The organism is Pararhizobium sp. P1_E7 (assembly GCF_056405855.1).
In genome coordinates this window covers 1-555 of record NZ_JBFUBH010000254.1, presented here as the reverse complement: position 1 = coordinate 555, position 555 = coordinate 1, and the positions used below count along the sequence as shown (strand labels likewise).

The window sequence follows — 555 nt, the reverse complement described above, 5'->3', positions numbered from 1 at the left end:
GTCCTCAACCATTCCCGGACAGACGTCGTTCGGATGTCTTGACGAAAACACGTATTCTAACCGCGTCGCCACCAAGACTCGCTCGAGTTGCTATCGAGGACGGGCGATCATCGTTGCAATTTGGGCTTGAAGCAAGCAGCCTAGATCGAGCGGCTTGGTTATATGTTGTCCGCAACAAAGATCTGCACCATAACAGCGCGGTAACGGTGTGGGGATCGCCTATGGCGAACATAGTTGTGAATTGGTGGCTTGTCGCAATCGTAGCGTATGTAACGCTCGCTGTTATTACCGGCGTCCCTGTTCTAAGAGCAATTTTCGGTAAAATTGTGCTGCATCCCGGTGGGCCAAATTTCGAGCAATCAAAACACTTCACTGATGGGGCAAAGGACGCTTTGCAACAGCATTACGATCGAATTCGTGGCACCTTAGGATTTTGGAAAAAGCAGGCCGAACTATATAGAAGGGCGCACTACTATTGTCTGTTTTGGACAATTCCATCGTCGGTGATTATTCCATTCCTAGCTCAGGCTTCGGATGCGGACCCCTTATCAAAGT

The 555-nt window shown here is 49.5% G+C and carries 1 protein-coding gene; it reads left to right on the top strand.

Annotated elements, in window-relative coordinates:
• Nucleotides 1-221: 221 nt before the first annotated feature.
• Nucleotides 222-555 (top strand): hypothetical protein (locus AC1D17_RS29270; protein ID WP_477568683.1); only part of this gene is annotated, 334 nt, incomplete at its 3' end.